Here is a 24,698-nt window from a genome sequence, read left to right as displayed (position 1 = left end):
AATCATTAAGACCGGGGATCAGGGATGAAACCAGTAAAAACCACACAGCGCCTGCTGGCGTATACGCTGATCCACCTTATTGCGTTTCAGCCGCTGCTGCCAGCGATGGCGGCGGGTGTGCAGGTTGCAACGGGCAACACCTCGCTGGCTCAGGCGGGTAATGGCGTACCGGTCATCAATATTGCCACGCCAAACAGCGCGGGGATTTCCCACAACCAGTACCAGGACTTTAACGTCGACAAGCCCGGCCTGATCCTGAATAACGGCACGGCCCAGTTGAACCCTACCCAGCTCGGCGGACTGATCCAGAACAACCCCAACCTGAAAGGCAAAGCCGCCGACGCCATTATCAACGAAGTGGTGTCCACCAACCGCAGTACGCTGGCGGGCTACCTTGAAGTGGGGGGCAAACAGGCCAGCGTCATCGTGGCCAACCCGAACGGCATTACCTGCGACGGCTGCGGTTTTATCAATACCCCGCAGGTGACGCTAACCACCGGAAAACCCCAGTTGGATGCGCAGGGAAACCTGCAACATATCGACGTGAAGCGCGGCGATATCACGCTGACCGGGCAGGGGCTGGATGCGAGCAAAAGTGACTACCTTAGCCTGATTGCCCGCACGGCGCAGATTGATGCCGGGCTGAATGCCAACGATACCCGGATTGTGCTCGGTGCCAATCAGGTTGACGCAACGGGCAAGGTGACGGCGCAGGCGGCGGATAGCAGCGTGACTGGCAGTAATGTAAAAGTGGCGCTGGATACGGGCGCGCTGGGTGGCATGTACACCAACCGCATCAAGCTGGTTTCCAGCGATAAGGGCGTGGGCGTCAACGTCGGCAATCTGAGTGCGCGCAGCGGCGATATCACGCTGTCGGCCAACGGTAAACTCAGCCTGGGCGATACGGTGGCGCAAGGCACGATTCAGGCCGACGCGGATGCGCTGGCGTTGCGGGGTAAGCAGCAGGCGGGTGACGCGCTGACGCTGAACGCCAGACAGGACATCACGTTGCAGGACGCGACGCTGCGTGCCGGGCAAAATATCGAGTTGTCATCGGGTGGCGGGCTGAACGCGCAAAACAGCGTCATCAGTGCCGGTGTCGATGCGCAGGGCAAGGTCAAATCAGCGAACCAATTATCGATAAAGAGTGACGGTGTCACGCTTGCGGCTACCCAGCTTGCCGCGGGCAAAATGACGGTCGATGCAGGGCAATCGCTGCAGCAGGATGCGAAAAGCGGCCTCAAAGCGGAGTCGGTGCTTGAGGTGCGCGGCGACGCCGTATCGCTGGCGGGGAGCGCGGGCGCAGAGGATGTGCGACTCGAGGCGAAAACGCTTAACGGTGCAGGCAGCGCCCAGCTTCAGGCGAAAGACCGTGCCACGGTGCGTGTAGCGCAGCAGGGTGACTGGCAGGGGAACCTGACCGCCGGTAATGGGCTCACCGTTGACGGCGGACGTCTGGTGCAGCGCGGTACGCTGGCGGGGAAAACCCTCACGCTGACGCTGGATGCGCTGGATAACCAGGGCGATATCGCGGCGTTGCAGGCGTTGACGTTCAGCGGCGGCGACATAACGAATCGCGGCACGTTAGCGGCGGCCGAGCGGTTGACGGCTAACGCACAGCGTCTGGACAACAGCGGATTACTCAGCGCCCGGAACGAGGTGAAACTGGAACTGCAAACGGTGCTGAACAATCAGGGCAACATTCTGACCGATAATCAGCTGTTTTTGCTGGCCGACCACCTCACCAATGACGGCACACTGCAGGCTGCGACGCTGAACGCACAAGCTAACCAGTTCACCAATCAGGGCGAGGTGACCGCGAACGAACTCGATCTGACCAGTCAGACGACCGAAAACCATAATGTTATCAATGCACAACAGATGCTGGCGCTGCACGGCGGTAGTCTGGTGAACCGCGGCACGCTCAGTGCGGGTGAAAAACTGGCGCTGACGCTGGGAGACGCGCTGGATAACCGCGGCCTGATGCAGGCCGGCAACACCCTGCAGGTCACCGCTGACCGCCTCAGCAATGCCGGTACGCTTACTGCCCCGACATTACAGCTGCACACCGGTACGCTCGCCAATCAGGGGACGCTTCAGGCTGACAACGCACTGCAACTGGACGCCACGCGTACCCTGACGCAATCCGCGACCGGTACGCTGCTGGCGGGCGCAGACCTGACGGTGAACGCCGGACAGGCGGAGACCGATGGCGCGATTCAGGCGCAGCAGTTCCTGTTGAATGCCGAGCGCTGGCTCAACGCGGGTAAAACCAGTATTACCGGCGACGGACAGATTACGGCCACCCATCTGGACAACCGCGGCAGCCTGCTGGCCACCGGGAGCTGGACGATTCACAGCAATACCGCCAGCCAGGCCGGGACGTTGCAGGGCAATGCCCTGCATGTTCAGGCTAATACCCTCACCAGCAGCGGGCAGGCACAGGCGCGGGGCGCAGTGAACCTGAGCATCGCCGATACCTTTACCAATAGCGGCGACTGGCTCAGCGGAGAGTCGCTGCGCCTTCAGGCGGCGAAGGCCGAGAATCGGGGCTCGCTGCAGGCATTAACCCTGACGGCAGACGGTACGTCTCTCGACAACAGTGGCACGATGAGCGGTATCACTAACCTGTCGCTCTTCTTAACTGGCAGTCTGGATAACGCTGGTACGCTGCAGGGTAACCAACTTCGTGTGGAAGCAGCGCAGCTCAACAATCAGGGTATGTTGCGGGGCACCGACGCGCTGACGCTGGCGATAGCCGGCAACCTGTCCAATCAGGGTGAGTTGCTGAGTGAGGGCGACAGCACCACATCGGCACACCGGTTTGATAATCAGGGGACCTTGCAGGCGAAAAATGTCGCGTTGCAGGTCGATGAACTGGACAACGCGGGGAAAATCGTTGGTGTGTCCTCGCTGGCGCTGACGGCCACAAACGGGCTCACCAACCGGCAGGCAGGCAAACTGCTGTCTCAGGGCGCCGCGACGCTCACCGCGGCGGAGGTCGTCAATGCCGGAGACTGGCAGGCGAAAGCCCTGACGCTGGCGGCAGAGAATCTGACCAATGACGGCCAGATCCAGGGGGATACTTCCTTATCCCTGACGCTACCCGCAACGGATGGCAAAGGCACACTAGTTAACCGTGGCACCGTGACGACAGGCGGGGACGCCACACTGTTCGCGCGCCTGATGGATAACCAGGGCTCATTGTCCAGTCTGGGCCATACGTCGCTGACGGGGCTGTCGTTGGTTAACGACGGGCGAGTGGTCGCGGCAACCGGGCTGTCGCTGCGTGGCGACTATCAGGGCCGCGGCCTGCTGAATACGGCGGGTACACTGATGCTGCACGGCGACACGCTGGTGAATAACGGGCACTGGGAAAGCCGTGCGCTGTCCTTACAAGGGAAGCACGTTACCAATCAGGGCACAGTGCTGGGGAACTCGGTCGTGCTTTCCGCGGATCGTCTGGTTAACCACGGCGACATCACGGGTGTCGATACGCTGACGCTGTCGCTCGGCGGCAACCTGAATAATATCGGCACGTTGCGCAGCGACAGCCTGTCGGTTGCGGCGGCGGGCGTGAACAACCGTGGCGAGTTGCAGGGCATTAATCATTTGCAACTGAACACCACCGGGCTGCTGGATAACGCGGGCCTCATCAGTGGCAACCAGTCTGTGGTAGTGACAACTGGTGATGTCAAACAGAGCGGCACGCTGGAAGGAAATACCGTCACGCTGGATGCGGCCTCGCTGACCAATCAGGGCAAAATCCTGGGTGTGGATGCGCTGACGCTGTCGATTGCCGGTAACCTGTCTAATGATGGCAGCCTGCTGACCCAGAAAAATGGCGTGGTAACTGCACAGCAGATAAACAATAGCGGGCTGATGCAGGCCGAAAACCTCACGCTGGAAGTGGATGACGTGACCAATGCGGGGCAACTGCTCGGTATTCAGGCGCTGTCGGTAACGGCACAGGGCGGGTTGACCAACCAACAACGCGGCAAACTGCTGACGCAGGGGGCGGCGGTGTTACAGGCGGCTCAGGCGGAGAACCACGGCGAGTGGCTGGCGGATAACCTGACGCTGCAGTCTGCCCATTTCATCAATACGGGACGGATTCAGGCCGATCGCGATATTGACATCGCAATAGCGCCAGCAGGCGCCTCACGTCAGCGTTCATTCCTGCCGATGGCGCTGTCGCTGGCGGCAGATATTCAGCAACTCAACGCGTCATCCACACGTCAGGGCCGCGGAGCAACAGACGGTGTGCTGGACAACCGCGGCACGCTGGTGTCCGGGGGGGACACGCAGCTGCGCGCCACGCAGATAGCCAATCAGGGCTCACTCGCCAGTAACGGCGCGGCAACCCTTATCGGCGAGACGGTGGAAAATGCCGGAACCGTGCTGGCCGTCACCTCGCTGTCACTGGCGGGAAATTATCAGGGCAGCGGGACGCTGCAGACGGACGGGTTGCTGGACTGGTCCGGCACCACACTCACCAACCGCGGGCGCTGGCAGGCTAACACTATCCAACTGCAGGCACATGCGCTGGAGAACCAGGGCACGCTACTGGGGCAGCGGACAGCGATTACGGCCAATACCCTGTTTAACGGCGGCGAGATTGCCGGCATTGATGCACTGCAACTGACCGTTGCTGACCGCCTGACCAATCAGGGCCAGCTTTATGGGGCGACGCTGGGGCTGTCGGCGACTGACCTGTTCAATCAGGGCGAGGTCTCCGGTGACGCGCTGCACCTGACGCTGCAGAAGACGGTGCGCAATAGCGGCCTGATGAGCGGCAGCCAGCGGGTACAGCTTGAGGCGAGTCAGGTCGATCAGTTGGGCTCACTGGAAAGCCGCCAACTGCTTGTGCAGGCGGATGCGCTCGACAATCAGGGCACGATGCTGGGCGTGGATGCGCTGACGCTGGCGATTAACACCACGGCCCGCAACAGCGGAAAATGGCTGAGTCAGGGCGACAGCACGCTGACCGCCAGACGGTTGGAGAACTCAGGCCAGTGGCAGACGAAGACGATGACGTTGACGGCGGATGACGTCGAGAATGCCGGCCAACTGCTGGGACTGTCGGCGCTGTCGCTGACGGCGAAAAATACGCTGAGCAATACACAAACCGGCACGCTGCTCACGCAGGGCATGGCGGTGCTGAACGCGGCCGAGGCAAGTAACGAGGGCGAATGGCAGGCGGACAGCCTGACGCTGGACGCACAGCAACTGACCAACGTCGGCCACATTCAGGGTGATACCTCGCTGAAGGTGACGCTGGCAAACGGCGAATTACACAATAAGGGCACGCTGTGGAGCAAGCTCGCCACTGTTGCTGCCCGGTCGCTGACCAACGAAGGCACCCTCACCGGCGTTGACGGTCTTCAACTGACGCTGGATGGCGCGTTAACCAATCAGGGCACGCTGAACAGCTATCAACTGACTGCACAGGCCGACAGACTGGACAACAGCGGGAAAATCAACGGCCTCGACCGCCTTGAACTGACAACCGGCAATAGCCTCACCAACCGCGGCACGCTGTACGGGGCGGCGGTGACGCTGAATGCCAGCGACCTGACCAACCACGGTACGCTCACCGGCGTCGACAGCCTGTCCCTTAATCTGAATGGGACGCTGAATAATACGCGTGACATCGGCAGTAACGCGCTGACCCTCAAGGCCAGGGACGTCGTCAACCACGGCACTCTGACGGGCGTGAACGGGCTGACGCTGGATCTCGGCAATCATCTTGATAATCAGGGCGCGCTGAACAGCCAGGCGCTGACCATTGCCGCCCGCGATGTGACCAACGACGGTCAACTGAACGGCACACGCGACCTGCAACTGACGCTGGACGGCACCCTGACCAACACCGGTGACCTTACCAGCCAACGAGCAGGCATCACCGCGGCGGACGTGCTGAACCACGGTCAGATGCTGGGCTCGGACGATCTGCAACTGAATGTGCGTAATAAACTGGATAACCGCGAGCTTATCAGCGGCAGCGCCACGCTGGGCGTGGTGGCGAACCATATCGACCAGCAGGGCACGCTGGAAGCCCGTAAGCTGAAGGTGGACGCGCAGACGCTGGATAATCAGGGCAAAATGCTGGGCGTGGATGCCCTGACGTTGGCAATTGCGGGAACGGCACGCAATCAGGGTAAATGGCTGAGTCAGGGCACCAGCACGCTGACGGCAGATCAGGTTGAGAATCACGGGCAGTGGCTGGCGGGCGATATCACGCTGCAGGCCGCTGACCTGACCAACAGCGGGCAGATTTTTGGTCTCAATGCGTTGTCATTGACCGCCGCCAACGGCCTGACTAATCAGCAGAATGGGAAACTCCTGTCGCAGGGTATAGCGGTATTGCGTGCGGCGACGGTGGCAAACGACGGCAACGCGCAGGCGGACCGCCTGACGTTTGAAGCCCAGCAACTGACCAACCGCGGGCGCATTCAGGGTGACAACGGGTTGGCCATCACGCTGGACCGTACCAATTCGGCAAGCTTGTTAACCAATCAGGGGACGCTGCTCTCCGGCGGCGACAGCTGGCTGAGCGCCAGCCAGCTCAACAATCAGGGCACCGTGTCCGGCGTGGGTAAGGTGACGCTCGACAGCGGTGCGGTAAACAACGCGGGCACGGTTATCGCCGACGGGGCGTTGTCGCTCGATGGCGACTATCAGGGATCGGGAGTGTTGCATACCGCCGACACGTTGACGCTGCGCGGCAACCAGCTGCGCAATAGCGGACGCTGGGAAAGCCGGGCGCTGGCGCTGAACGGCGGTGCGTTCGACAGCACCGGCACGGTTATCGGTGAGCGCGGCATCACGCTGGAACTGCGGGATGGGCTGACAGTTGGCAACACCGGCCAACTGCTGACCAACGGTGCTCTGCAGGCGCAGGCAGCCACGGTCATGAACGACGGGTTCTGGCAGGGCAACACGCTGGTGTTGACGGCGGATGAGGTCGGGAATGCCGGACAACTGCTGGGGCTGTCGGCGCTGACGCTGACGGCGAAAAATAAATTGACCAATGCGCAAACCGGTAAGCTGCTCACCCAGGGCATGGCGGTACTGAACGCGGCCGAGGCGAGCAACGAGGGCGAATGGCAGGCGGACAGCCTGGCGCTGGACGCGCAAAGCCTGAACAACCGCGGGCACATTCAGGGCGACAAATCCCTGAAGATGACGCTGGCGAATGGCGATGTCACCAATCAGGGGACGCTGTGGAGCAAGCTCGCCACGATTGCTGCCCGTACGCTGACCAACGCGGGTGATATTACCGGCGTTGACGGTCTTCAACTGACGCTGGATGACGCCTTAACCAATCAGGGCACGTTGAGCAGTTATCAGCTGACCACGCAGGCCGACAGGCTGGACAACCGCGGGAAAATCAACGGCCTTGATCTACTGGACATTACAGTAAACGAAAGCCTCGACAATGCTGGCACGCTGTACGGGGCGGCGATGGCGCTGAGCGCGAACGGCCTGACCAACAGCGGCGCGATCACCGGCGTCGACAGCCTGAATCTACATCTGAATGGGACGCTGAATAATACGCGTGACATCAGCAGTCATGCGCTGACCCTCAAGGCCAATGACGTCGTCAACCACGGTACCCTAATGGGCGTGAACGGGCTGACGCTGGCGCTCGGTAATCACCTTGATAATCAGGGCGCGCTGAACAGCCAGGCGCTTGCCATTGCCGCCCGCGACGTGACCAACGGCGGACAGCTGAACGGCACGCGTGACCTGCAACTGACGCTGGACGGCACCCTGACCAACAGCGGTGACCTCACCAGTAAAAACATCAACGTCAGCGCGACGAATGTGCTGAACCGCGGGCAGATGCTGGGCTCGGACGATCTGCAACTGAATGTGCGTAATCAACTGGATAACCGCGGGCTTATCAGCGGCAGCAGCACGCTGGGCGTGGTGGCGAACCATATCGATCAGCAGGGCACGCTGGAAGCCCGTAAGCTGAAGGTGGACGCGCAGACGCTGGAGAACCGCGGCAAGATGCTGGGCGTGGATGCCCTGACGCTGGCAATTGCGGGGACGGCCCGCAATCAGGGCAAATGGCTGAGTCAGGGCAGCAGTACGCTGACGGCGGGGGAGGTTGACAATGACGGCCAGTGGCAGGCGGGCGATATCACGCTGCAGGCGGCTGACCTGACCAACCGTGGGCAGATTTTTGGTATTAATGCGCTGTCGCTGACCACCACCACTGACCTTAGCAACCAGCAGGGCGGTAAACTGCTGTCGCAGGGTATTGCTGTTTTACGCGCGGCGACGATAACAAACGACGGCGACGCGCAGGCAGACCGTCTGACGTTTGACGCGCAGCAACTGACCAACCGCGGACGCATTCAGGGGGATAACGGGTTAGCCGTTACGCTGGATCGCGCTAACCCCGCCAGCCGGTTAACCAATCAGGGCACGTTGCTCTCCGGCGGCGACAGCTGGCTGAGCGCCAGCCAGCTCGACAATCAGGGCATTGTATCCGGCGTGGGTAAGCTGACGCTCGACAGCGGTGCGGTAAACAACGCGGGCAACGTGATTGCCGATGGGGCGCTGACGCTTGACGGCGACTATCAGGGCACGGGGTTGTTGCATACTGCCGACACCCTGACGCTGCGCGGTAATCAGCTGCGCAATAGCGGACGCTGGGAAAGCCGGGCGCTGGCGCTGAACGGGGGGACGTTCGACAACACCGGCACGGTTATCGGTGAGCGTGGCATCACACTGGAACTGCGCGATGGCCTGACGGTCGGCGCTACCGGTCAACTGCTGACCAACGGGGTGTTATCCGCACGGGCGGGTGATGTCACAAACGACGGATTCTGGCAGGGCAACACGCTGACGCTGACGGCAAACGCCCTGACCAACGGCGGGACGCTGCTCGGTCAGGACGGGCTACGGCTTGATTTACTGGACATCTATCAGGGGAATGCGCAGTCTCGCCTGCTGAGCGATGGCGACGCTGTTATCACGGCCGAGCGCCTGAGCCAGAACGGTGAGATAGCCGCGGGCACGCTGAATCTGACCACCCGCGCGCTGGATAATGGCGGACGCCTGCTGGGTAGCCACGGCCTGACGGTGACTAACCGTGACGAGCTGATTAACCGCGCCGGGGCGGAACTGCTGACCAACGGCGAAGGTCGCCTCGACAGCGGCACGCTGCGCAATGCCGGTACGCTACAGGCTAACAACCTGCAACTGCGCGCCCGTGAGATGGAGAATCAGGGTCGTATTCAGGGTACCGACGCGCTGCGCCTGCTTGATGTGCTGCGCTATGTCGGCGATAAAAGCAGCCAGTTGCTCAGCAACGGTACGGCTACGCTCCAGGCTAAACAGGCGGACAACGCCGGGTTATGGCAGGCGGGTACACTGACGCTGAACGGTGACACATTCAGCAATCGCGGCACCGTCGCGGGGCTGAACAGCCTGTCGCTCAATGGCGACGTGTTGAACAATCAGGGCGAGCTGTTCTCGCAAGGTACCGTGACAGTGGTCGGCCAGACGCTGGAGAACGGCGGCACGCTGACGGGTGTTGGCGGCTTTACGCTGGCTCTCACTGACCGCGTCGATAACCTGGCGACGGGGCGGTTGCTCAGCGGCGGTACGGGTGAATTGACAACGGGCGTGCTGCGCAATCAGGGATTGTGGCAATCGGACGACCTACGCCTGACTGCCCGTGACCTCGATCAGCAGGGCAATCTGCTGGGCGTCCAACGCGGGACGCTGCAGCTGAGCGGGACCTATCAGGGCGCGCAGGGCAGCCAGCTGGTCAGCGGCGGCGACCTGAGCCTGACGGCGCATGACATCACCAATCGCGGGCAGATACAGGGAAACACGCTGACGCTGGGTGCCGATGAACTCACTAATCACGGCACTCTGCGCGGCGACCGCGCGCTCAATGCCACCGTTGTCGGCCAGTTCAGCAATGCGCCGCAGGCGCGTTTAAGCAGCGACGGCACGCTGAACGTGCAGGCGACTGCATTGGACAATCAGGGCGACATCAAGGCCGCCACCACCATGCTGACGGGCAACACCATCACCAATGGCGGCACAGTACAGGGCACCGCCGCGCTGCAATTGGATGGAAAAGAGAAGATTGTCAACCAGCAGAGCGGACAACTGCTGTCCGACGGCACCACCACGCTGAACGCGGCGGCTGTCGAGAACCACGGCTGGCTGCAGGGGCGTGGGCTGGTGCTCAACACCGCGCAGTTGACCCAGCAGGGCAGCCTGATGGCGCAGGACAAACTGACGCTAACCATCCCGCAGTGGGTGAACAACGGGCTGGTGCAGGCCGGTGAACTGGAGATTATCGCGGATGAACTGGACAACCACGGTACGCTGCTGGGCCTGACACAGCTGGCGCTGCAGACGCAGCGTCTCGTCAACCATCAGGGCGCGAAGCTCTACAGCGCACAGGATCTGCGCCTGAAAACCCATGAACTGCAGCAGGACGGGCAACTGGTGGCGCTGGGTAACCTGAGCGCCGATGTCACCGGGCCGCTGACCTTCACCCAGAGCATGGCCGCCGGACAGCAGCTGACGCTGAACGTGGCGGGTGACCTCGACCAGCGCGGGACGTTACAGGGTCAATCCGTCCGGTTGACCAGCACCGGCACGCTGACCAATCAGGGCCGCATTCTGGCAGGCGGCGGGGAGTCTCGCGTCAGCGCGAAAGATATCGTGCAATTGGAAGCGGGCAGCGTTCAGGCGGGCGGTAATCTGACGCTGATAAGCGACAATACGCTGAATAACAAAGGACTTGTTGGTACCACGGGCGACCTGCTGGTGCAGGCGGGGAGCGTCTTGCATAACAGCAGCATGCTGTATGCAGGTGGCAATATGCGCCTGCTGTCGGATTCCCTGACCAACGTGTTCGGCACCATTCTGGCGGGCAACAGCCTGTGGGTGCAGCGTGACGCACAGGGCAACGCCAGCACGTCGTTACTCAACAGCTCCGGCACCATCGAAACGCAGTCTGGCGATATCACCATTAACACCGGCACGCTGACTAACCAGCGTGAGGGACTGGTGGTGACGGAAACGGAATTGGCGGGGGACTCTGTGCCGGAGTGGGCAGGGAAAACGATAGCGAATATTCCCATTGGGTGGTTTAAACCTGAGGATTATGGAATCTATTCCTTAAGAACTGATAATGGTGGCGGTGGAAATGGAGCTCCCAGATGGGTTACAGAATACATGTATCTCCCTTTTGAAGATGCTGATATACAGAAAGTCGTCATTGAACATAAAACCATAGAAATAAAATCTGATAATCAAGCTGGAGTTATTCGTTCAGGGAAGGATGCTTTCTTATATTCTAATGACTTTGCAAATCAATCATCTATATTGGAAGCGATTAAAAACATCAATCTGAAAGGTGATAAATTAAATAATTTATCATATAAATCAGGTGATTATTTCGGATATTTGGTTTATGAACATATTTCTTATAAAGAAAGGGGGAAAGTGGCGAGGCCTAGTAAATTTATAGATAAGCATGATCGTGTAATGAACAAATATATGTCTTATAAATTATCAGGCACTCCAACCTACGAAAAAACCGAGGGCGAAAGCTATAACGCGTTAATTCAGGCAGGTGGCACCATTACCGCCGACTTTAAACAGGATATCAGCAATACCACGCTACAGCCGGGCAGCGGCGGGTTTATGCCTGCGGCAACCAAACCGGTGCTGGATGTGGCTACCACGTTATCCCCCTTGCAGAAGCAGACCACGCGCCAGTTGGCCAGTCAGGATTCGTCGTTTAACACCAGTGCGGTAGACGTTACCCAAGCAGGGAACGGACAGGCTGCGCTGTCAGGTAATGCTGCAAGCGTGAATGCGACGGGTAAAGCGGTGACGCTGACGCAGCAGGCGGGCACCGCGCTGCACGCGGGCGCACAGGCTGACAACATCACCACGGCCATCGCGGCCCCGACTACCACCGGACCGCTGACGCTGAACACTGGCGACGCGGTGGTCTTACAACCTTCGACTTCCAGCCACGTCAGCAATCCTGATGCGGTCGAATTGACGCAGCAGGCAGGCACCGTGCTGCAAGCGGGCGCGCAGGCGGATAACATCAGCGCGGTAATTGCGGCTCCGAATACCACCGGGCCGCTGACGCTCAACACCGGTGATGCGGTGGTGCTACAGCCTTCAACCTCCGGTCACGTCAACAACCCCGATGCGGTCGCACTGACGTCGACAGGTCAGCGGCCCGATGGCGGCAAGAGCCTGACGCCGGTTAACGTGGACAATACCGCAACGGGCGTCACGATAGCGGGCACGGTGGGCACGCCTGCTGTGTTGACCACACCGGGCATGGCAGCGGTTGACGCACCGAAGCCCGCGGTCAGTGTAGACACCCCGTCGGGCGGAACGTCGCCTTCTGCGCCACAGCCTCTCTCTGCCGCCGCGCTGCTGAGCGCCATCGGCAACGGGCTGCAAAACCTGAGCACCAATCCGCTTGCCGATTACCCGCTGCCGACGGGCAATAACGGGCTGCTGGTTGTCGATCCGAATGCCGACAGCCGCTACCTGATCCACACCAACCCGAAACTGGAACAACTGGGACAGGTGGACAACGCGCTGTTCAGCGATTTGCAGACGCTACTGGGGCAGCAGCCGTCCACGGTGGTGCCGGTCGAAACGCGCTCTCAGTGGACGCAGACCGACCGGGTGCTGGGCTCGTCCTATCTGCTGGATAAGCTGAATCTGGATGCAGACCACGATTACCGCTTCCTTGGGGACGCGGAGTTTGATACCCGCTACATCAGTCAGGCGGTGTTGAAACAGAGCGGGCAGCGTCACCTGAATGGCACCGGCTCCGATCTGGAACAAATGCAGACGCTGCTGGATAACGCGGCCGCGGCGCAGAAAGGCATGAACCTGCAACTGGGCGTCAGCCTGACGCCGGATCAGGTCGCGAACCTCAGCCAAAGCATGGTCTGGTGGGAAAATATCGAGGTCAACGGGCAGACCGTGCTGGCGCCGAAGCTGTATCTGGCGCAGGCGGATAAAAGCAACCTGCAGGGCAGCGCGATTGTCGCGAATAAAATTGAGCTGAACGCCGGCGGCAGCGTCACCAACAGCGGTACGCTCAAGGCGGTTGACGTGCTGGCGATTGCCAGCGGCGACAAGATTGATAACCACGAGGGCGGCCTGATCAAATCAGACGGCGGCCTGAATCTGGTGGCGCTGAATAACATCACCAACAGCGGCAGCCGGATGGAAGGCAACACGCTGCAGCTCGCCAGCATCAACGGCGATATCATCAACCGAACCGAAAGCCGCAACTTCCAGACCGCACAGCCGACGGCTTCCCACAGCGGCACTGGCTCGCTGGTCTTTACTGAACTGGGCAAAACCGCCGAAATCGTCGCGGGCAACAGCCTGGCACTCAGCGCGGGCAAGGATATCCGCAATGTGGCGGCTACGCTCAACGCCGGACAGGACATGGCGCTGAACGCCAAAGGTAATGTCGCGATTGAGGCGCTGACGCTGACCAATAATCGTGTCGATATCGGCTGGGGCAGCAGCAACACCGCGCTGAACACGGCCGTGCAGGGCAGCACCATCAGTGCGGGCGGCGCGCTGAGCGCGGTGGCAGGTAAGGACGTGCAGATTGATGCCAGCGCGCTTTCCGGCGGCACGGCGCTGACGCTGGCGGCGGGCAACGATATTCGCCTGACCGCACAGGACACGCTGAAAGAGACGCTCTATCAGGGCGGCAGTACCGCACAGCGCCGCACGCAGGAGGTGGCAAACAGCCAGCTCCTGAGCGGGGGCGATCTGAATCTGGTGGCTGGGCGGGATGTGCTGTCAGAAGCGGCCAGCCTGAACGCCAAAGGCAATGCGACACTGGCAGCCGGACGCGATCTCAACCTGCTGTCCCAAGAGGAAGAAACCTACAGCGGCAACTGGTGGAACCGTCATGCCGACTGGCAGCAAAACATCACCCAGCAGAGTACCGAGTTAACGACGGGCAAGGGCCTGAACTTGCAGGCGGGCAGAGATATCAACTTGCAGGCGGCGCAGGGTGTGGCGAGCGGTGCGGTGACGGCACAGGCGGGTAACAACATCAACCTGCTGTCGGCCACCGAAACGCAGCACACCTTCTTTGAAGAAACGAAGGTCAAGAAAAAGGCCTTCTCGAAGACGGTGACGCATACCCTGCGGGAAACGTTGCAAACCGATGAGAAAGGCAGTTTGCTGTCGGGTGACAGTGTCACGATGGCGGCCAATCAGGATATCAACCTGCAAGGCTCTTCCGTGGTCGGCGACAAGCAGGTGACGTTACTGGCAAATAATGATGTCAACACCGCGGCCAGCGTAGAGAACTATCAGAACTATGAAGAGCACAGCAAGAAGAAAAGCGGCCTGTTCAGCGGCGGCGGCATCGGCTTTACCATCGGTTCAACCTCGACCAGCCAGAAACTGCGCGATCAGGCGGCGACACAAAGCCAGAGCATCAGCACCCTCGGCAGCACGACCGACTCGGTGACGGTGAAGGCCGGGAATGATGTCACCCTTAGCGGCACCGATATGGTGGCCGGAAAAGACATCTTCCTGCAAGGCAACAACGTCACCATCGACCCAGGCTATGACACACGCAAACAGCAGCAGGAGTTTCAGCAGAAAACTGCGGGTCTGACCGTGGCGCTGTCTGGTGTGGTAGGGTCGGCGCTTAACAGCGCGGTGCAGAGCATTCAGGCGGCAAAAAGTGAAAGTGATGGTCGGCTGGCGCTGCTTCAGGGCATGAAGGCCGGACTGGCCGGTTATCAGGCCTATCAGGGCAGCCAGTCCGAACTGAACAATAAGGGGCAGTCGTCTTTTGTCGGCGTCAGCGTTTCGCTCGGGGCGCAAAACTCTCGCTCCAGCCAGACCAGCGAGCAGAAGCAGAGCTTTGGCTCGACGCTGAATGCGGCGGGAGATATTGGCATCGAGTCACGCACCGGAGATATCACGGTCGCGGGCAGCCAGCTTAAGGCGGGCGGCGATGTCCTGATGAACGCGGCGCGGGATATCCACCTGCTCTCGGCACGCAACAGCGAGGACATCAGCGGTAAGAACAGCAGCAGCGGCGGGAATATCGGCGTCAGCGTGGGCTTAAGCAACGGCAGCGCGGGGCTCAGCATTTTCGCCAACGTCAATGCGGCGAAAGGGCGCGAAACCGGTTCGGGCAATAGCTGGTCAGAAACGACGGTGGATGCGGGTAACCACGTCACGCTGAAAAGCGAGCGCGATACGCGGCTGACTGGCGCGCAGGTAAACGGCGAGCGCATTGATGTTGATGCCGGACGTAACCTGCTGCTGCAAAGTCAGCAGGACAGCGAGCGTTATGATTCTAAACAGGTTAGCGGCTCGGCGGGCGGCAGCTTTACCTGGGGCGGCGGAGGCGGCAGCGGCTATATCAGCCTCAGCAAAGACAAGATGCACAGCAATTATGACAGCGTGCAGCAGCAGACCGGGCTCTTTGCGGGTAAAGACGGATTTGGTATAAAAACCGGTGAGCACACCCAGCTTGACGCTGCGGTCATTGGCTCCACTGCCAGCGCCGAGAAAAACCGGCTGGACACGGGGACGCTGGGCTGGAGCGGGCTCAGCAACAAAGCCGAATTCAAGGTAGAACACAGTGGTATCGGCCTCAGTGCCAGCCCGTCCCTGAACGGCAGTATGCTGTCGACGCTGGCGATGAACGTGCCGTCGGCGCTGATGGCGCTGGGTCACAGCGGCAATGCATCCAGCACCACCTATGCGGCGGTGAGTGACGGCACCCTGCTGCTGCGGGATACAGCGAAGCAGGTGCAGGATATCGCTACGCTGAGCCGTGACGTTGAGCACGCGAACAACGCGCTCAGCCCGATCTTTAACAAAGAGAAAGAGCAGAAACGCCTGAAACAGGCGCAGCTGATTGGTGAAATCGGCGCGCAGGTGATGGATATCGTGCGCACGGAAGGCGAGCTGAAAGCGCAGAACGCCGCGGAAGCTAAAGGCGATGCCACCGTCGAGCGTCCGAAAGAGGGCGATCCGGCGAATAAATGGGAGGAGTATAAAAAGGCGCTGACGGAATCGCCGACCTACAAGGCCGAGATGCAGAAATACGGCACGGGCAGTGATTTCCAGCGTGCGGCACAGGCGGCGACGGCGGCAATTCAGGCACTGGCGGGTGGGGACATCCAGAAAGCGATTGCCAGCGGCGCATCACCGTATCTGGCCCAGTTGGTGAAAGATGTCACGCTACCGAAGGATGAAAGTAAAATCACGGCGTCGGATATCGCAGCCAACGCGATGGCGCACGCGGTTGTGGGGGCGGTAGTTGCCCAGCTGTCAGGTCAGGATGCGGCCGCGGGGGCCATCGGTGCCTCCAGCGGTGAACTGGCTGCCCGCGCCATCATGGCCGATCAATATCCCGGCAAGACGGCGAACGACCTGACGGAAGAGGAAAAGCAGTCAGTCAGCGCCCTCTCGTTGCTGGCGTCTGGCCTGCTGTCCGGTCTGGCGAGCAACAGCACTGCTTCTGCCGCCAGCGGCGCGCAGTCTGGGCGTAATGCGGTGGAGAATAACTTCTTCGGCAAAGCGTTGGTTGAAGGATGTGCGATAGCGGCACCATGCCGAACCAAGGTTGCTGAAAAGTTACTTGAACTCGGTGTGAAAGCGGGTATTACCGGTGTTGTAGCGAAAGAAATCGCGGACAATCTCTCGTCGGATGAACTGGATCATCTCATCAGACTGAACATGATGGGTAATGATGAGATTACCGTGAAGTATCTGAACTCGCTTCAGGATAAGTACGGTTCTGAAAATGCTTCTAATCCGAATCTAGGTAAAAACCTTACCGATGATCAGAAAAAGGAATTGGGCGGTACAGGTTCAGGAACTGGTAATCCACCTCCGCCAGAAAATGATCCTAAACAGCAGGATGATAAACCTGTTCAAAAACTCAATCAGAAGCAGGAAAGCGCGGTTAAGAAGATCGATAATCTGATTAAGAACTCGATTAAAGACCATGATATCACCGGTACATTGAAAGATATGGATAGTAATCCAGTAATCAAGCCTGATGGTAGTGGTAAGTATTGGAATCATATGAAGGAAATGAACGACACTCTTAATGGTCTTCGAAATCATGCGAATACACTAAAAAATGTCAATAATCCTGAGGCGCAGGCAGCTTATGGAAGAGCAACTGATGCTATTAATAAACTTGAATCAGCGATAAAGGGGCACGGAATATGACAACATTTAGAGAGTTATTACTGATTAGTAATAGCAATTATGAATCGAATGAAAATTCATCTTTAGATGAATGGTTTGGTAGTATTATAGATATTTCTCTCGATGAGTTAGGTGTTGGTGATGTTGCTCGAGCAATAAGGCAAGATCTTTTTTTAGCCGATGTTTTGCCAAAAGCTGAAGTTATTTTAAAGCAAGACCCTCTGGCTGGAGAGGATTATGATGGACAATTAATATCGTCTATATCCTCTTTAAATAGTGATGAGATAAAAGTTGCATTACCTTGTTTTCGAAGAATTAGTTCCTTCTTAAATCAATTGGATAAAAATAAATTTGATAGTCAGATAGTTATGGATATAGAGAAAATAGAAAAACTATCCAGATCTTAAATAATGCTAATCCCGGCCTCTCAAACAGGCCGGGATTTTTATATCTGCCTGTCAGAACCGGAGTTCTGTCTCAATGAGCTGTTTACCGCGTTCGACGGTGACGATAACTGATTCGGTGATTCGGCGCAGGAATGGGAAGTTTATAAAAAGGCTCTGACGAAATCACCGACCTACAAGGCCGAGATTCAGAAATATGGCACAGGGAGTGACTTCCTGAGTGCGGCGCAAGCAATGTCGTTATCAATTTGGCAGATACGAAAGCAAATATTAGCGATTTACAAAAACAATTTCATGACTGGCCTATAAAAGGGCTAGATAAAGTTATTGTTATTGACCAGTCCGGAAAACCAATAAAGATCAAGTAAGGTGCGTAAATGTCAATTGATATAACATGTTACACCTCAATAAGTATCGATGAGTTGAAGGAAAGATTAGATATGGTGAGGAAGGCTACTGGACATCTCTTTGATGGCTCATATCTTATGTTTGATCCGCATGTAATTTTAAGCCGTCAACAACTTGAATTAATTGATGATCGTATCGAAAAGTACAACCAAGAAACTAAGTTATTGGTTGCTGAGGAATTTGGTTTAAAAGAACCGAAGTCCTATTTTTTAGTCGCGGTCAATGATAAATCCTTCTCCGAGTTGAATACTTCTGAAATAGCAGATGTGTTCAGACGAGAGTTAGGGGAAAAGAACGTTATTGTGCTTCTTAATGGTGAAGATCTAATCTAAATTTTTATGATGAATCTCATCCCTAAATACCGCGCTCAACAGCCACAATCACCGACTGTCTGGTATTAGGTTGAATAAAAACCCTCAAGCTTCTTCGAGTGATAGAGCTGCGGTTGAAAACGTTCTTAAAGATATGCAAAATGCTCTTAAGGGAAAAAGTAATGGATGAATACGTTAATGAGTATCTGAGTATGTTTACTCAGAGGTCAGAGTACATCAAAAATGAAGTAAACAATAGCATCGAATATTGGTTACCAGATCCTCCACCGACAATTTTATTGTTCTCATTGGTAGGTAAGGCATTAGTGAACCAATTGGCATTGTTAAGAGAGTCAGATAAATTAAATTTTTTCCAGCATATCGAAATGGGAGTAACTTCAGAAAATACTGATTTAGCAACTGCGGTAGCAACTGGGCTTGTTGAAGCGTTAGTTACAGCTTCTGATGAAGATGAGTCTGTGTGGGGAAAATTGAAAATTATCTACATAGTGAATCAAAAAATCATGCGTTATCGTGGAGGGATTTTGGGAAGTAATCGAAAAATCTCTTTTCAGTACAAATGATTTCAAAAATGGCCCTCTGAATAACTATAATTAATGATGCGTTTTATTTTATATTACGGTAAATAAAATTAGGATGTAAAATGACAAACTCACCTCATATAAACCATGTCATTGAATTATCTCTTGCTGAGGGTAACTCAGTAAAGGAGGTCTCATATGGATTGATTGGATTTCCTCAAGTGATATTTTTTTCTAAAAAAATATCTCAAAAGTTATGCGTTGAAATAAAAACCCAAGAGCCAATGCTAAGATATTTTTACACGGATAGAACACCGCATAATGAAGCCGATGAAGGATTTATATGTGATGAGTCTAAGATTGCGGTCTCCTATCCAAAATGAATTTTTATAACAAAGGGATCCAGAAATAACACTCACCAGAAACATGAAGGAGAAAAATCTATGATCCCCGTCGGATATTTAGCTAAAAGAGTCGCGTTAAAACCTGACTGGCTTAACGCCGATCAGGTAAAAGACATTTACTCGGTGAGCTGCTGTGTCTCTGATGCCTTTTGTGAATATATTCAGTTTTGGCGTCATAACGGGTACTGGCTGTTTGATTCACCGGAGATGATTTATTCTCTGGCGAAAGAAGAAGGAATTGATCTGGCCGATACCACGATGTTTTATTACGAGGCATACGAGTATCAGTATGATGAAGATACAGCGGAATGGAACCTGTTCGAGCCGGAAGCCTCTTTTGATACCGACGTGAAGATACCACGGCAGAAAGAGTTGCAGGGTTTTGATATTGTCTCTTTTCATTTGGAGCAATCGCCAGAGTGTTCCTACTTATCCTGCAACCATATGGCGCAGGAGTTGGAGGTCAATGAACATTGCCTGCTGGCGTCGTTTGATGAGGCGAAAAAGCATTTGGAAAGTGGTGTCTTTCACGGCTGTGAGCCGGGGCCATGCAGAATATTTGCGGTGTATTCGGTGCCGTACGCGCAATAAGTTGATATATAATATGTGGCGAAAATCAGACAGGTTAGGGATGCATATATGAATAGGGGATTGGTTCAGCAGGCATTTAACGCTTTTTTTAATCGAGCTGCCTGTGCCACCGTGGCTGATATTGATCTGTTTCAGCGTTATTTATCTGAGCTTCGAACCTATATCGCCGAGCTTGAATTGGCTTACGATCCCGTCGATCAATGGTCGTTAGCAGAACTGGAAAAAACGGCGGAGTTTTTACAGTATAACCAGCAGTGGATTGCCGGTGCAGAAAAAATAAAAGCGCCATTGCAGCAAGCCTTCTCAATTATTGCGCAGCATCGGGTGTTTCTGGATGAATATGGTCTGCTCCCGGATTATCTTGACGTTATGCCAGAAAATGTATTCTCCGGTGATGTTTTTCCCTCTGTGTAAAAATAAATTGCAATCCTAACATTCTCATTTAGATATGGTATTAAGTAATATCATTAAAACTGAAATGATTTTATAAGGTAAATAATATCACTCTATCTTCCTCTGCGTTTTCATCTATCCCCGTATTTGTATCGAATACAATAATTCCCTTTTTATCCATTCAATATTTTTAACTATATTGTTCTCTTTTTCTTCGTATATGTTTTTATTTAATCCTGTAAACTCAGGCTAAAATCCCTAATAGAAATAGGGACATTAGTCTCGAAGAACAGGAGATATAGCGACGGAAGCTCATACGCTTCTATTCTGATTCTATTTTTGACGATCGCCTATCTTCGATCCAATCCTGCGCGTCGCTTATTTGCGATCCGCTGGTCACACCGTTGCCGTTTTAACGGCAGGTAGTTGTCGTTTATCGGTACGGGTTTTATTCATTAAGTGAAGGAAATCACAATGCAATACACTGGGAAGTACCTGAAGAAAACAGTGCTGATGCTGGCTATGATGGCCGGTCTCAGCGTCGGGCAAAGTCAGGCTGGCGTCGAAATTGAGACGCGTTCGCTGGATCAAATCTATCAGAGTGCGTTGAGAGAAGGCGGTACGGTCACAGTTTATGCCGGTGGCGATGTGCAGTCACAGCAGGCTGGTTTCAAGCGGGCATTTGAGACACGTTTTCCTGGCATGAAACTGAATGTGATTGTCGATTACAGCAAATACCATGATGCTCGTATCGATAACCAATTGGCGACCGGCACCCTGATTCCTGATGTGGTACAACTGCAAACGGTGCAAAATTTCCCGCGCTGGAAAAAAGAAGGCGTGCTGCTGAATTACAAAGCGCGTGGCTGGGATAAAATCTATCCGGAATTTCGGGATGCAGATGGTGCTTGGACCGGTGCCTATGTCATCGCATTCAGTAATTTAGTCAACACTCAGCTTCTGGATGAAAAATCCTGGCCGCGTGAGGTTAATGATTACCTTCGTCCCAATCTAAGAGGTAATTTGATTCTGGCTTATCCGAACGACGACGATGCAGTACTGTTTTGGTACAAGCTGGCCGTGGATAAATACGGCTGGGATTTTGTTAAAAAATTGCAGGAGCAGGATCCCGTCTATGTGCGCGGCACCAACGTCCCCGGCGCTGAAATCGCGACAGGAAAATACAGCGCGACCTTTACCAGTTCCGGTGCGCTTGTGCCAGCAGCAGATGCTGTAACCCGCTTTGTCCTGCCGAAGTCCGATCCTTTTGTCTCCTGGGCGCAACGTGCCGCCATCTTCAAACAGGCGAAACACCCGGAAAGTGCCAAGCTCTACCTGAGCTGGGTGCTGGATCCGCAAACGCAAACTCAGGTTTCACGTATGTGGTCGGTGCGTACCGATGTTGAGCCGCCAGTGGGTTACAAACATATCTGGGAATACCGTAACACTCGCCCTCAGGCATTTGCTGATTTCATGTACGATCGCGGTGCGGTCGAGCGCTTCCGCGCACAGCTGAGTCTGTATGTCGGCGAAGCGAAAGGCGAACCTACGCCGGGCTGGCTCGGCGTGCACCCAGAAGTCCCTCTGGTTAACTAACGCTTGAGATTATTGAGTCAACCCATGCTGGTCACGTTCATCGTGGCCGGCATGACATCCTGTAAGTTCCACATATTAAGCACTACTCAATTAAGCACCACTCGATTAAGAATCACATCCGATAGTGGCGGTCTTGTTCTGTGAATGGTTGGGCTGGGTTACAAGAGGGGAATTGCCAATGGCAGCGAACCACCATTGGCGTGTTGAGGATTAATGCTTACTTCTTATTGTTGGGTTTCAAGGTTTCGCCAACGTTCAACAGGAAGATTTCGTTATCGCGAGTAGATATGCGAGTTGAGCCATCTTCCATACGGTAGCCGCCTTCAGTGAAGCCCGCACCATTCAGGAACGGTGCAACGGACTGTGGCTGATTGCGTACTGCGGCTTCCAGCGCTAGCAGGGCATAAGGCTCAATGGTATCGACATCGGCATATTGTCTGTTGGGATCGGCCATGAAGAAGCCGTTCTTATAACGCGTGCTGATAATGTTATCGCCCACTTTTTCCGCCAGCGACAGATAATCTTTCACTTTGCTCGCCTGATACAGATCCAGCAGCGCGAACAGGGCGTAAGGATCGTTGTTCTTGGTCGCGAGATCCACTTTGACGTCTTTACCCGGCGCTGAACCTAACTCACCCAGCCCCTGTGCGCGAGCGATGCCGCGTGCGACACGCCACAGTTCGGCGTCCGGTGAAACGGTATAAGCGCGAGAATACGAAAGCAGGAATGAGTTATCCGCAGGATAAGGCTTGATCACGGTGCCTTTTTTGCCGTAGTAGCCATCACGCGGCAGAACGTAATTGGAAAGATCTTTGCCGTTAGCGAGCATCGGGCGGAACGTGTTATCCGACTCGTTATAGGCATACTTGGCAAAGGCTTTCAGGCCATCGGTTGTCCACGTCAGAAGTTCCTTGCCTTCCGCCCCTAAGTCTTTACCCAACTGGAGCTGCATGAGCGCATTTTCGGAATAGATCGTACTGGTGCGTCCTTTCAGCATCATATTGCCTTCCAGCGCGGTAGGGCCGAACTCTGGGCCAAACTGACGCTGGGCGCGGTCGCCGTATTTGGAATGCGTATCGGCATCGTCAGTCGTTTCATCACGCTTCAGCGCCTGCGTAAACTGATACACGCCGAGCCCGGTCGCTTTATCCCGTGGCAGCACGTACTGCTGTGCCAAACGTTTTGCCCAGACCAGCGCGCCGTCTTCTTTATTGTATTTGTACAGCAGCGAGGCGGAATAGATCAGATCGTTACCCGCATTCAGGAAGCTCAGGCCTTTGGTGGCGAAGAAGGGTGGCTGTTGCTCAAACGGGCTTTGCCAGAGTGCGCCCATTTTTTGCCCGTATTTACCGTGGCGACTGGTTTCCATGATCTTCCAGTCATAAACGTGCGCATTCCAGAAACCGCGGATAAAGCGTGCGGTTGCGTCTTTATCGACGCTGAACATCAAATCGTAGTAGGGATAGGCATTTTTCAGCTCATGCACCATCTCTTTTTCGCTGGGGCCTTCCGGTTGCAGCGTTTTTAAATCAACGAAACGGTGACCACCCCAAATCAGCAGGCCGCTCTCATCCTGATAGTGTTGGAAGTGATACTTCACAATCGCTTCGGCACGCTGCTTATAGCTGGGATTGCCGCTCAGGTTGCTGAGCCCGACCAGCACGCGCATCAGGTTTTGCTGCGCGGAAAAATTGGATAACACGGCGTGGCGACCATCGGGGAAGATCCACTCCATTTGTTTGCCCGTGCGAGGATCGACACCATCAGCAAGTAATGGTGTAGGCGACTGGCCGTGATAGTGGTCACCGGCTTTGGTCAGCACATTATCAACATACTGATTGACGATGGTGAGACGGTCTGGTGTAGCGGCGCTGGCCTGTAAAGCAACCAGACCCGCAAGGAGCGACAGCGCAAATTTTTTCATTTTTATCTACCTGTATAGCTTGTAATAAAGGGATCCTGCTTGGTGAACAGGATCCCCGAGAAACATTGCGTAGCAGTAAGCTGTTTTAGAAAGGTCAGCCGTGGTTAGAACGTATAGGTGAAGCCGACTTTCCCTTTTCCTTCACGCGATTTCACATCGCGCCCGCTGGCGACATCTTCAACGCCCACGTGTGCTGTCCAGTTGTCGTTGATGGTGTAAGACACATCAAAGTCCTGCTGATAGTCATGCTTTTTGTTGTTTTGCAGCACGTAATCTGCGTGATAGTAGTAAGCGGTGTACGCCAGCGTGAAGTTATCGAAACCTTTGTAGGCCACGCCCGCTTCATAGCGGTGGCGGTGGGTGTCATCATCCGTGCTGGTGCGCTTGCTGCGGGTGATTTTTCTGAGGTCATAGCGATATTGCGCATGAAGATCCGTCTTGTCAGTCACAGCCCAGGTCAGTTTCAAACCTGGCGTATAGCGTGCGCCGGAACTCTGGCTAGCGCCGATATCGCCTACGGTGCCTTCACCGCTGGTGCCGCCGGAGTAGAAGCGCGCTTCCAGATTCGGCGTTAAGGTTAGTTCAGGTGTTAAGCTGTAGGCATAGCCGGTATAAAAAGCATAAGAATTCGAGACGACATCATCGATGGTCAGATCTTTATTCTTATTATAAAAGTTCAGCTCAACGCCAACGTACAGGCCATTATCCATAAAATGCCGCATGCCGATTTGATCACCGTGGTAGCGATTCATCGTTCCCCAGCTATGTTCATAGCTGAGTTTGGTATCAGAGGCAGAGGCGGAAATAGCATAAATTTGGGCAAAGAGAATACCGGCCACAAGGTAGCGTTTTTTCATTATGGGCACCATTAATATTGGTCG

General features: G+C 55.6%; 10 protein-coding genes and 1 pseudogene. 9 read left to right on the top strand and 2 right to left on the bottom strand.

From position 1 onward, the window contains the following. Positions 1-24: 24 nt before the first annotated feature. The 9 genes and pseudogenes from R9X49_RS07775 (at position 25) to R9X49_RS07740 (ending at position 21,893) form a co-directional block, all read left to right on the top strand. Complete coding sequence (locus tag R9X49_RS07775) at positions 25-17,265, top strand: hemagglutinin repeat-containing protein (RefSeq protein WP_319847841.1); 17,241 nt, start codon at positions 25-27, stop codon at positions 17,263-17,265. Further along, a complete protein-coding gene (locus R9X49_RS07770; RefSeq protein ID WP_319847840.1) occupies positions 17,262-17,651 on the top strand; it encodes a contact-dependent growth inhibition system immunity protein in 390 nt (129 codons plus the stop codon). The genes R9X49_RS07775 and R9X49_RS07770 overlap by 4 nt, the downstream gene beginning before the upstream one ends. A gap of 236 nt (positions 17,652-17,887) precedes the next feature. Continuing rightward, positions 17,888-18,016, top strand: a pseudogene (locus tag R9X49_RS23140) (hypothetical protein); the annotation flags it as partial. Between the two features lie 9 nt (positions 18,017-18,025). Then, positions 18,026-18,388, top strand: coding sequence for a hypothetical protein (locus R9X49_RS07765; protein ID WP_226313142.1), 363 nt, complete (start codon positions 18,026-18,028; stop codon positions 18,386-18,388). Positions 18,389-18,549: 161 nt separating this feature from the next. Further along, positions 18,550-18,951, top strand: a complete 402-nt coding sequence (locus R9X49_RS07760) for a hypothetical protein (protein ID WP_319847839.1) — start codon at positions 18,550-18,552, stop codon at positions 18,949-18,951. A gap of 80 nt (positions 18,952-19,031) precedes the next feature. Then, positions 19,032-19,292 carry a hypothetical protein gene (locus tag R9X49_RS07755; protein ID WP_319847838.1) on the top strand — a complete coding sequence of 87 codons (261 nt, stop codon included), beginning with the start codon at positions 19,032-19,034 and terminating at the stop codon, positions 19,290-19,292. 60 nt (positions 19,293-19,352) lie between these two features. Further along, positions 19,353-19,904 carry a hypothetical protein gene (locus tag R9X49_RS07750; protein ID WP_319847837.1) on the top strand — a complete coding sequence of 184 codons (552 nt, stop codon included), beginning with the start codon at positions 19,353-19,355 and terminating at the stop codon, positions 19,902-19,904. A gap of 48 nt (positions 19,905-19,952) precedes the next feature. Next, complete coding sequence (locus R9X49_RS07745) at positions 19,953-20,318, top strand: hypothetical protein (protein WP_319847836.1); 366 nt, start codon at positions 19,953-19,955, stop codon at positions 20,316-20,318. Between the two features lie 453 nt (positions 20,319-20,771). After that, positions 20,772-21,893, top strand: a complete 1,122-nt coding sequence (locus tag R9X49_RS07740) for an ABC transporter substrate-binding protein (RefSeq protein WP_203449028.1) — start codon at positions 20,772-20,774, stop codon at positions 21,891-21,893. 217 nt (positions 21,894-22,110) lie between these two features. Here the strand turns inward: R9X49_RS07740 and R9X49_RS07735 are convergent, their stop codons facing one another. Continuing rightward, the gene (locus R9X49_RS07735; RefSeq protein ID WP_319847835.1) at positions 22,111-23,817 is read right to left on the bottom strand and encodes a pectate lyase; all 1,707 of its coding nucleotides are present in this window, start codon (positions 23,815-23,817) and stop codon (positions 22,111-22,113) included. A gap of 104 nt (positions 23,818-23,921) precedes the next feature. After that, positions 23,922-24,674: an oligogalacturonate-specific porin KdgM family protein gene (locus R9X49_RS07730; RefSeq protein ID WP_180779018.1), complete on the bottom strand. Its 753-nt coding sequence runs from the start codon at positions 24,672-24,674 to the stop codon at positions 23,922-23,924. Positions 24,675-24,698 lie beyond the last annotated feature (24 nt).

The sequence above is a fragment of the Pectobacterium carotovorum genome (assembly GCF_033898505.1).
GTDB classification, from domain to species: domain Bacteria; phylum Pseudomonadota; class Gammaproteobacteria; order Enterobacterales; family Enterobacteriaceae; genus Pectobacterium; species Pectobacterium carotovorum_J.
The sequence above is the reverse complement of the archived record's forward strand: the minus strand, read 5'-3'. Positions and strand labels throughout refer to the sequence as shown.

Coding starts and splice junctions, on each gene's coding strand:
- R9X49_RS07775 (WP_319847841.1), top strand. CDS start 25: ATGAAACCAGTAAAAACCACACAGCGCCTGCTGGCGTATACGCTGATC.
- R9X49_RS07770 (WP_319847840.1), top strand. CDS start 17,262: ATGACAACATTTAGAGAGTTATTACTGATTAGTAATAGCAATTATGAA.
- R9X49_RS07765 (WP_226313142.1), top strand. CDS start 18,026: ATGTCAATTGATATAACATGTTACACCTCAATAAGTATCGATGAGTTG.
- R9X49_RS07760 (WP_319847839.1), top strand. CDS start 18,550: ATGGATGAATACGTTAATGAGTATCTGAGTATGTTTACTCAGAGGTCA.
- R9X49_RS07755 (WP_319847838.1), top strand. CDS start 19,032: ATGACAAACTCACCTCATATAAACCATGTCATTGAATTATCTCTTGCT.
- R9X49_RS07750 (WP_319847837.1), top strand. CDS start 19,353: ATGATCCCCGTCGGATATTTAGCTAAAAGAGTCGCGTTAAAACCTGAC.
- R9X49_RS07745 (WP_319847836.1), top strand. CDS start 19,953: ATGAATAGGGGATTGGTTCAGCAGGCATTTAACGCTTTTTTTAATCGA.
- R9X49_RS07740 (WP_203449028.1), top strand. CDS start 20,772: ATGCAATACACTGGGAAGTACCTGAAGAAAACAGTGCTGATGCTGGCT.
- R9X49_RS07735 (WP_319847835.1), bottom strand. CDS start 23,817: ATGAAAAAATTTGCGCTGTCGCTCCTTGCGGGTCTGGTTGCTTTACAG.
- R9X49_RS07730 (WP_180779018.1), bottom strand. CDS start 24,674: ATGAAAAAACGCTACCTTGTGGCCGGTATTCTCTTTGCCCAAATTTAT.